This is a genomic window from Stenotrophomonas sp. 05L414_2 (genome assembly GCF_056397905.1).
In genome coordinates this window covers 1-9,632 of record NZ_JBFTOJ010000159.1, presented here as the reverse complement: position 1 = coordinate 9,632, position 9,632 = coordinate 1, and the positions used below count along the sequence as shown (strand labels likewise).

8 protein-coding genes are annotated in these 9,632 nt (G+C 66.5%); 2 read left to right on the top strand and 6 right to left on the bottom strand.

Annotated features, from left to right (window positions below):
- Positions 1-174 precede the first annotated feature (174 nt).
- The gene (locus AC1DJN_RS17925; RefSeq protein ID WP_301910080.1) at positions 175-1,158 is read right to left on the bottom strand and encodes a LysR family transcriptional regulator; all 984 of its coding nucleotides are present in this window, start codon (positions 1,156-1,158) and stop codon (positions 175-177) included.
- Positions 1,159-1,366: 208 nt separating this feature from the next.
- Here AC1DJN_RS17925 and cysK point away from each other — a divergent pair, with 208 nt between their 5' ends.
- Both cysK and AC1DJN_RS17915 read left to right on the top strand, forming a co-directional pair.
- Positions 1,367-2,326 (top strand): cysteine synthase A, encoded by a 960-nt coding sequence (gene cysK, locus AC1DJN_RS17920; RefSeq protein ID WP_032975199.1) that lies wholly within the window; start codon positions 1,367-1,369, stop codon positions 2,324-2,326.
- 321 nt (positions 2,327-2,647) lie between these two features.
- Complete coding sequence (locus AC1DJN_RS17915; RefSeq protein WP_025874259.1) at positions 2,648-3,244, top strand: O-acetyl-ADP-ribose deacetylase; 597 nt, start codon at positions 2,648-2,650, stop codon at positions 3,242-3,244.
- A gap of 72 nt (positions 3,245-3,316) precedes the next feature.
- On the opposite strand, the gene AC1DJN_RS17910 is transcribed toward AC1DJN_RS17915, so the two are convergent.
- The 5 genes from AC1DJN_RS17910 to AC1DJN_RS17890 all read right to left on the bottom strand — a co-directional run bounded on the left by AC1DJN_RS17910 (position 3,317) and on the right by AC1DJN_RS17890 (position 9,256).
- On the bottom strand, positions 3,317-4,429 hold the full coding sequence (locus AC1DJN_RS17910) for an ABC transporter substrate-binding protein (RefSeq protein WP_312963262.1): 1,113 nt from the start codon (positions 4,427-4,429) through the stop codon (positions 3,317-3,319).
- Between the two features lie 135 nt (positions 4,430-4,564).
- The gene (locus AC1DJN_RS17905; RefSeq protein WP_025874258.1) at positions 4,565-5,569 is read right to left on the bottom strand and encodes a class I fructose-bisphosphate aldolase; all 1,005 of its coding nucleotides are present in this window, start codon (positions 5,567-5,569) and stop codon (positions 4,565-4,567) included.
- Between the two features lie 198 nt (positions 5,570-5,767).
- On the bottom strand, positions 5,768-7,234 hold the full coding sequence (gene pyk, locus AC1DJN_RS17900) for a pyruvate kinase (protein WP_032975201.1): 1,467 nt from the start codon (positions 7,232-7,234) through the stop codon (positions 5,768-5,770).
- 181 nt (positions 7,235-7,415) lie between these two features.
- Positions 7,416-8,084: an HAD hydrolase-like protein gene (locus tag AC1DJN_RS17895; RefSeq protein ID WP_051584904.1), complete on the bottom strand. Its 669-nt coding sequence runs from the start codon at positions 8,082-8,084 to the stop codon at positions 7,416-7,418.
- Positions 8,081-9,256 (bottom strand): phosphoglycerate kinase, encoded by a 1,176-nt coding sequence (locus tag AC1DJN_RS17890; RefSeq protein WP_032975202.1) that lies wholly within the window; start codon positions 9,254-9,256, stop codon positions 8,081-8,083. The genes AC1DJN_RS17895 and AC1DJN_RS17890 overlap by 4 nt, the downstream gene beginning before the upstream one ends.
- Positions 9,257-9,632: the final 376 nt, after the last annotated feature.

The following is a 9,632-nucleotide window of genomic DNA, read 5'->3' as shown; positions in this document are numbered from 1 at the left end:
GACCGTTGGCGCCATGGATGGCGCCATCGAGCCCCCATGGACGGGTTTACGGCGTGTCCTGCCTACCCACACCGCCCCGCCATCCCACGGAATGCCCGCTGTTGCCGTTGCTGTTGCCGTTGCTGTTGCTTGAATGTCGTAGCAGGTGCAGGGCGCAGCCCTGCTCGACCAACCTCACACCGTGATGGTCTGGGTCAGCGATTCCCAGGTCGGCGGCACCGGCCAGGACGCGGCCTGGTTGCCATCCAGCACCCGCCGCAGGTCGCGCGGATCAATCTGCGGGGCCAGCACATGCACCAGCTCCAGCGCGTAGTCGCGCAGCACCCGGTCGCGCGGCAGCACCGCCCAGGCGACGCACTCGGTGATCGGCGCCGGCGCTGGCCATACCCGCAGATCCTCGTCGTTGGCGCTGATCGCCATCTCGGCCAGCAGACCTACCCCCAGACCCGTACGCACATAAGTCTTGATCAGGTCCGCATCCAGCGCCGTCAGCGCCAGATCGGGTACCAGGCTCTGCGCGGCAAAGGCGCGCTGCAACGAGGAGTTGGGACGGGTCGAGGATTCGTAGCTGATCAACGGCTGTCGCGCCAATGCCGCCAGGTCCGGTGCGCGCCCGGCGCGATCCAGCGGATGGCCCTTGGGCACCACCACCAGCCGCCGCCAGCGGAACAGCGGCACGGCGATGCCATCGCTGGGTTCACTGCCGGCGGTACTGATGATCGCGATATCGGCATCGCCCTGGTTCAGCCGGTCCAGCGCATCGGCCTCACCGGCCTGCTGCAGGTGCACGCTGACCTGCGGATAGGCCTGCTTGATGCGCGCCACCGCCGGCGGCAGCACGAAACGCGCCTGGGTGTGGGTGGTGGTCAGGATCAGCTGGCCCTGGCTCTCGCGACGCTGGTTGGCCGCGTAGGTGCGGATGTTGTTGGCCTCGGACAGCACCGCGCGGGCGCGGCTGATCACTTCGGTGCCGGCCGGGGTGACCGACTCCAGGCTGCGCCCCTTGCGTACGAACAGCAGGAAGCCCAGTTCGTCCTCCAGCTGCTTGAGCTGCTTGGACAGCCCAGGCTGGGTGGCATGCACGCGCGAGGCGGCGAGCGTGATGTTCAGCTCGGCGTCGGCGATGGCAACCAGGTAGCGCAGCTGGGTCAGCGTCATGGCAGGCGGGCGATGTGGGGGCGGAGGTCCACTCTAGGGTCAATTGCCGTCACCAGCTTATAACCAAAGGTTGTTTAAGAAAGGTATCTGGTCATTTCCGGGCGTCATATGCCGGCGCTACGGTCAGCCGGCAGCCGCTGGCCTGAACAGCCAGCCCACTTCCTTTCCGCCCGCCGAGCCCGGCGCGGCCTGTTCCTGGAGCGCTCCCATGGCCCTGTACGACTCCATCCTCGACACCATCGGCAACACCCCCATCGTCAAGCTGCAGCGACTGGCGCCGCAGGGCGTGACCCTGTACGCCAAGGTCGAGTCCTTCAATCCGGGCGGCTCGGTGAAGGATCGCCTGGCGCTGGCGATCATCCTCGATGCCGAACAGCGTGGCCTGCTCAAGCCGGGCGACACCATCGTCGAAGCCACCTCGGGCAACACCGGCGTCGCCTTGGCGATGGTGGCGGCCGCACGCGGCTACAAGTTCGTGGCGACCATGGTCGAGACCTTCTCGGTGGAACGCCGCAAGTTGATGCGGGCCTACGGCGCGAAGGTCATCCTGACCCCGGCCGCCGAGCGCGGCAGCGGCATGGTGCGCAGGGCGCGCGAGCTGGCCGAGGARCACGGTTGGTTCCTGGCCAGCCAGTTCGCCAACCCGGCCAACCCGGCCTACCACCGCAACACCACCGCCGCGGAGATCCTGCGTGATTTCGCCGGCAAGCGGCTGGACTACTTCGTGAGTGGCTGGGGAACCGGCGGCACCTTGACCGGCGTCGGCGAAGTACTGAAGGTCGCCCGCCCGGACACCCGCATCATCGCCACCGAGCCGGCCGGCGCCGCCTTGCTGAAGGGCGATGACTGGAAGCCGCACAAGATCCAGGGCTGGACCCCGGACTTCGTGCCCGATGTACTCAACCGCAATGTGGTGGACGAACTGGTGACGGTGGAAGATGACCGCGCGATCGCCACCGCCCGCCGGCTGGCGGCGGAGGAAGGCATCTTCGTCGGCATCTCCGCCGGTGCCACGGTTGCGAGCGCACTGGACGTGGCAGATCGCGCCGAACCGGGCGCGGTGATCCTGGCGATGTTGCCGGACACCGGTGAACGCTACTTCTCCACGCCGCTGTTCGCCGACGTCAATGAAGGTTCGGACGACGACTGGTTGGCCGGTCTGCCCTGATCGCCGCGTTGTCGATGACAGCAGGATGACGCCCACCCTCGCGGTGGGCGTTTGCTATTTGGGTGATCCTGTCTGGGTATTGCCGACGGAAGCGGACAGCTTTCCCCAGAAATCATAAGAGATTCACCCCGAAAACTTTCGTTTTGCCGCGTGCGGCGCTCGCTTCAGCCTGCGTGAAGGCGCCGCCGGCCATCGTGCATGAACAGCGCGGATCGCAGTGCATGAGACGGTCATGACGCAGCATCGATGCCCTGTCCCGCAAGATGCGGGTGCAGCCAGCGTGGGCACGGCGCGCAACAACTACAGGCAGGAGACGGACGCATGAAGATCGAAGTGTGGCAGGGCGACATCACGGCCCTGGCGGTGGATGCGATCGTCAACGCGGCCAATGAATCACTGCTCGGTGGCGGCGGTGTCGACGGCGCCATCCATCGTGCGGCCGGCCCTGGCCTGCTGGCCGAGTGCGAGCGTCTGCCGGAGCTGCGCCCCGGTGTGCGCTGCCCGACCGGTGAGGTGCGCGCAACCGATGCCTATGCGCTTCCGGCACGGCACGTACTGCATACGGTCGGTCCGGTCTGGCACGACGGCCAGCGCGACGAACCGGCATTGCTGGCGAACTGCTACTGGAAGTCGCTGCAGCTGGCCGAATCACTGAACCTGCAGTCGATCGCGTTCCCGGCCATCAGCTGCGGTGTGTATGGCTATCCGCTGTACCAGGCCGCACAGATCGCGGTCACCGAAACACTCGCCTGGCAGCGCAGCCACGCCCAGCCGATGCGGATCGTGCTGGTGGCGTTCAACACGGCGACCGCCAAGGCCTACCAGCAGGCACTGTCGGCCGCAGGCCAGGTCGCCGACAGCGGGCGCGGTTCGCTGCTGTCGCCCTTGGGCGATACCGGCTTCGTGCCGGCGCATTGAAACAACGACGGACGTGGAAAAAAAAAAGGCCGGGCATTGCCCGGCCTTTTCGTTTGCGTCCTCGTGGCGGCGTCAGTCCGTCGCTTCAGCGGCAGCGTCGGCGGCCGCCGTAGCAGCAGCTGATGCCGCGGCCGACGCGGCGCCGTCGATCTGCACGCGCACTTCCACCATGCCCGCTTCATCGCTCAGGCTGGACACGTCCACGGTGTAGTGGCCGGCCGGCAGCGATTCTTCCACGCGTGCGTTGGTGCCGTTGCCACCATCGTCATTGACCAGCTCCACGTCGCCGCCGACCACGCGCAGTACCGTATCCACCTGGCTGGAAATGGCGTCCAGGCGCACATCGGCCGCACGCGGCAGGCTCAGCAGGAAGCGGCGGCGGCCTTCGCCATCGAGCATGGCAAACACACTGCCGGTGTTCGGCAGGGAGGTGCCATCACGCATGACCATGTTGGCCGGCAGCTCGGTGCGCTTGGCCGTCAGTTTGAAAGCGCCGGTACTGGCTTCATCCAGGCTGCGCACGCGCAGGGTGTACTTGCCCGGTTCCAGCGGCATGCCAATGCGCGAATTGGTGTCATCACCGCCATCGTCGTTCTCCGACTGGACGCCGTTGCCATCCAGCTTCAGCACCGTATCGAACGCCTTCGATTCCAGGCGGATTTCGTACATGCCCGCCTTGTCCACCTGCAGGGTGTAATCCTGCGACTTGGAGACCAGCAGGTCGGCGATCTCACCTTCGGCCACCATCGGCTTGCCGTCATACGGCACCAGTTTCTCGGCGCGCAGGCGGTACGGACCGAAGGCTGAGGGGCCGTCGGCATTGATGGCCACCTGGTAGCTGCCAGTGCCGTTGGCGCGGAACGCCAGCGAAACGTCGTTGCCGCGCTCGTAGTCCGAGTTGCTGCTGGCCACCAGCACGCCATTGTTGAACACGGCGATCGAGCCGCGAAGCGCACCGGTCAACGTGATGCCGGCCAGTTGCTTGTCTTCCAGCTTCAGCTGGTACAGCTGATGGTGGCTGCCATCGTTGAAATTGACGCCGCTGCGCGAGGTGATTTCGCCGGAGACCGGCTTGTCGAACTCCAGCGAGGGAGCCTTGCCCATGTCCGTGCTGCCACCCATCCGGTTGCAGCCGCCGACAGCCAGCACCGTGGCCACGGCCAGCGTGATTGCGGTGATACGCATGTTCCTTCTCCTTGGCCTTCCATGTATGCCCCCCGCACTGGCCTGGCGTGCGGGAGGCGGCAACGATACCGGCAAAAGCAAACGCCGGCATGATGCCGGCGCTGCCGTGTTCAGTTCATGCTGCGCAACGGCGGATCAGCCGTTCCACTTGCCCAGCGCGGCCTGGCCGTTCTCCTTGGCGCGCTCGTAGACGGTCTTCTGTGCTGCGGCGTAGTTGCCCTTCATGTCCTTGGCCCACAGCTTCAGTGCCGCCTGCTGCATGGCACGGCCATAAGAGAAGCTCAGCGGCCACGGCAGGTTGCCCATCTGGTTCATGGCGTTGAGGTGGGCGGTGGACTGCTCATCGCTCTGGCCACCGGACAGGAACACCACGCCCGGCAGGATCGCCGGCACGGTGCTCTTCAGGCACATCACGGTCGATTCGGCCACTTCCTCGACATCGGCCTGCTCGTCGCAGCCCTTGCCGGAGATGACCATCGAAGCCTTCAGGATGGTGCCTTCCAGCAGCACGTTCTGCTGGTACAGCGCGTCGAACAGCGAACGCAGGGTGGCTTCGGTGACTTCGTAGCAGGTCTCGATGTCGTGCTCGCCGTCCATGATCACTTCCGGCTCGACCATCGGCACCAGGCCGCATTCCTGGCACAGCGCGGCGTAGCGGGCCAGCGCATGCGCGTTGGACTCGATGCAGGTGCCCGACGGAATGCTCTCGCCGATGTTGATGACCGCACGCCACTTGGCAAAGCGCGCGCCCAGCTTGTAGTACTCCTGCAGGCGCTCGCGCAGGCCGTCCAGGCCCTCGGTGACCAGCTCGCCCGGGCAGCCGGCCAGCGGGTGCGCACCCTTGTCCACCTTGATGCCCGGGATCATGCCGTGGTCGGACATGTACTTGGCGAACGGCACGCCGTCCTTGGTCGACTGGCGGATGGTCTCGTCGTACAGGATGGCGCCGGAAATGTGCTCGTTGAGCTTCGGCGTGGTCAGCAGCAGTTCGCGGTAGGCGCGACGGTTCTCTTCGGTGTTCTCGATGCCGACGCTGGCAAAGCGCTTGGCGATGGTACCGGTGGATTCGTCGATCGCGATGATGCCCTTGCCCGGGGCAACCATGGCCTGGGCGGTTTCAGCCAGCTGTTCGATGCTCATGTACTTCCTGTGGCGGGTGCGGGAAAAACGTAAGTATAGCCCCGCTATCCGTTGCCCCGACGTGGAGGCTCGGATGGAACCGGTTCCACTGTCTGTGCGGGACAGGAAATGTCCTGCCGGATCGGGTCAGAGCCCCTTTCGGGGATCTGACCCCGGGTCGGATCCGCGCCCGCGGCTCCGACCCGATGTGGCCACCTCTTACAGGTCGCCCAGACCGCTGGCGCGGCCGTCTTCGCCCACTTCCAGCAGGCGCAGGGTATTGGTCGCGCCGTGGGTTTCCATGTGCTCACCGCTGGTGAACACCACACGGTCGCCGGCCTGCAGCATGCCGCCCTCCACCAGCAGTCGGATGCTGCCGCGTGCGGCTTCGCGCGGAGTGAAGCCCCGGCTGTCGAAGTTGATCGGGAACACATCGCGCATCAGCGCCATCTGCCGGCGGGCGCCGTCGTGGCGGGTGACCGCGAACACCGGTGCCGAGGCACGGAATCGCGACAGGTAGCGCGCGGTGCCACCGGATTCGGTCATCGCCACGATCGCGCGCACGCCCACGTGCTGGGACAGGAACATGGTGGCCATGGCAATGGCCTGGTCGGCACGTTCCAGGTTGCGCGGCGAAGCGCCGAAGTCGGTCTCGGTCTGGAACTGGCGCTCGGCACCCAGGCAGATGCGCGCCATCGCTTCGACCGCCTTGACCGGATACGCACCGGCGGCGGTTTCGGCCGACAGCATCACCGCATCGGTACCGTCGATGACCGAGTTGGCCACGTCCAGCACTTCGGCACGGGTCGGGATCGGGCTTTCGACCATCGACTGCAGCATCTGGGTGGCGGTGATCACCACCTTGTTCTGCGCCAGCGAGGCCTTGATGATCTTCTTCTGCAGGCCCGGCAGTTCGGCATCGCCGATTTCCACGCCCAGGTCGCCACGCGCCACCATCACCACGTCACTGGCGTCGACGATCTCTTCCAGGTTCTCGATGGCCTCGGTGCGCTCGATCTTGGACACCAGCGCGGCGTAGCAGCCGTGCGATTCGGCGATCTCGCGCGCATCGTTCATGTCCTGCGCATTGCGGCAGAACGATACGGCGATGAAATCCACGCCGATCTTGGCGACGATGCCGATCAGTTCCTTGTCGCGCTCGGTCAGCGCGCCCAGCGACAGGCCACCGCCCTGCTTGTTCAGGCCCTTGCGATCGGACAACGGACCATCGTTGAGCACGGTGTTGATGATGCGCTCGCCCTGCACTTCCACCACCTGCAGCTGCATCAGGCCGTCGTCGAGCAGCAGCACGTCACCGGCGGTCACGTCCTGCGGCAGGCCGAGGTAGCTCACGCCCACCTGGGTGGCATCGCCGGGGCCGGCATCGGTGCTGGCGATCAGGTCGAAGCGGTCACCGGCCTTGAGATGCACCTTGCCCTCGGCGAAGCGCTCGATGCGGATCTTCGGGCCCGGCAGGTCTGCCAGGATGCCCACTTCCACACCCACACGCTGCGCGGCGGCGCGCACATCGGCGGCACGCTTGGCCTGGCCGGACGGGTCACCGTGGCTGAAGTTGAGGCGCACCACGTTGACGCCGGCGCGGAACAGATCCTCCAGCACGCCCGGCGGATCGGTAGCCGGACCGAGGGTGGCAAGGATCTTGGTGCGACGCTGACGCTCGAACATGATGGATGGGCCTCTCCCGTTAAAGGACGGAAATTAGCACATCCTTCACGTCCCATGTATACGGTTACAGCCTTGTGCTGCCTGACTCTGCGGGACATCGCATGGACATGTTCCGGACATACGCTGGTCTATGGCAGCGGAAACGCCGCCGGGCAAGGCCCGGCGCGCGGCATCGTCCAACTCAGGCGAGCAAGGCCAGCAGCTGCGCCGGATCACGGGCCAGCTGCCCGGCACCGGCCTCGGTCAGCTCCTGCTCGCCACCAAAGCCCCACAGCACGCCCACACTGCGCAGCCCGTGGTGACGGGCGCCCTCGATGTCCATGCGGCGGTCGCCGATCATCCAGCAGCGTTCCGGCGCCAGCTGCAGGCGATGCAGCGCCTCGCCCACCAGCTGCTGCTTGCTGCTGCGCGAGCCATCCGGGGTTGAACCGATCACGTCCTCGAACAGGCCACCGAACGGCAGATGCTCGACGATGCGGCGGGCATGCGGCTCGTTCTTGGCGGTGACCACCGCAAGGCGATGGCCGCGTGCGTGCAGCGCGCGTACCACCGCTTCGATGTCCGGGTAGATCGTATGCTCGCGCCAGCCTTCCACGTCGAAACGCTCGCGATAGAAGGCCACGGCCTGCTCCACCCGTTCGGCATCACCGAACAGCGGCGCGAACGTGGTACGCAGCGATGGGCCGATCCAGCCCAGCAACGTTTCCTGCGGCGGCACCGGGTGATCCATCTTCTGCAGCGCATAGGCGATGCAGGTGGTGATGCCCACTTCCGAATCGATCAGCGTGCCGTCCATGTCGAAGAAGAGCGTTGCACGCTCTTCTCCGTCCACCCGCGGATCGACGCTCATGCGCCGCGCGCGGCCAGGGCGGCTACCGCCGGCAGCGTCTTGCCTTCCAGGAATTCCAGGAACGCGCCGCCACCGGTGGAGATGTAGCTGACCTGCTGGGCGATATCGAACTTGTCGACCGCGGCCAGGGTGTCGCCACCACCGGCGATGGAGAACGCCGGCGAGCTGGCGATGGCGCGGGCCAGCGCTTCGGTGCCCTTGCTGAAGGCTTCGAACTCGAACACGCCGACCGGGCCGTTCCAGACCACGGTGCCGGCCTTGGCGATCAGCTGTGCGTACTGCGCGGCCGTCTGCGGGCCGATGTCCAGGATCAGGTCATCCTCGGCCACCGCATCGACGGCCTTCACTTCTGCAGCCGCGTCGGGCAGGAACTGCTTGGCGGTGACCACGTCCACCGGCAGCGGGATGTCCGCACCCCGCGCCTTGGCGTCGGCCACGATCTTCCGGGCGGTATCCAGCAGGTCCGGCTCGTACAGCGACTTGCCGACCTTGTAGCCGGCCGCCGCGATGAAGGTGTTGGCGATGCCGCCACCGACGATCAGCTGGTCGACCTTGCCGACCAGGTTGGCCAGCAGCTCCAGCTTGGTGCTGACCTTGCTGCCGGCGACGATGGCCAGCAGCGGCTTGGCCGGCGCATCCAGCGCCAGTGCCAGCGCATCCAGCTCGGCCATCAGCAGCGGGCCACCGGCAGCGACCGGGGCGAAACGGATCACGCCATGGGTGGACGCCTGCGCACGGTGCGCGGTACCGAACGCATCCATCACGAACACATCGCAGAGAGCGGCGTACTTCTTCGACAGGGCTTCATCGTCCTTGCCTTCGCCAACGTTCATGCGGCAGTTTTCCAGCAGCACCAGCTGGCCCGGCTGCACGTCGACGCCGTCGACCCAGTCACGCACCAGCGGCACCTCGCGGCCCAGCAGCACCGACAGGCGCTCGGCCACCGGCGCCAGCGAATCGGCCTCGCTCCACACGCCTTCCTTGGGGCGGCCCAGGTGCGAGGTGACCATCACCGCCGCGCCCTGCTCCAGCGCGCGCTTGAGCGTCGGCAGGGAAGCGGTGATGCGCTGTTCGGAGGTGATGCGGCCATTCTCGATCGGCACGTTCAGATCCTGGCGGATCAGCACGCGCTTGCCGGAGAGGTCGAGGTCGGTCATGCGGACGATGGACATGGGCAACTCTTTGGCTCTGGAGATGGGATGCCGGCGTGCGGCAGACGGTCATTGTATCGGGTGCGGCTGGCGGCCGCGCCGCTGCCTGCGGCAGGCTTCGAAGCAACGGCAACAGCAACGGCAACGGCCGAAGCACTGGCGCTTCGTGGTGCTGTGGGTGGGCCGGGGCGGTGTGGGCCCGCGGGGGACGCCGTGAATCAATCCCTGGAGGCTCGGGCGCGCCATCCTTGGCGCTTACGCCCCCGCGACCCCACCACCCCGGCCACGACAGGTTCATGAGGCGGAGCGGATGGCAAAGGCGAAAGCAAAGACGGTTTCTGGTGTCGGGTGAAGAAAGAACAGGTCGGAGCCGTTTTCCTGCGGAAAAAGGCTCCGA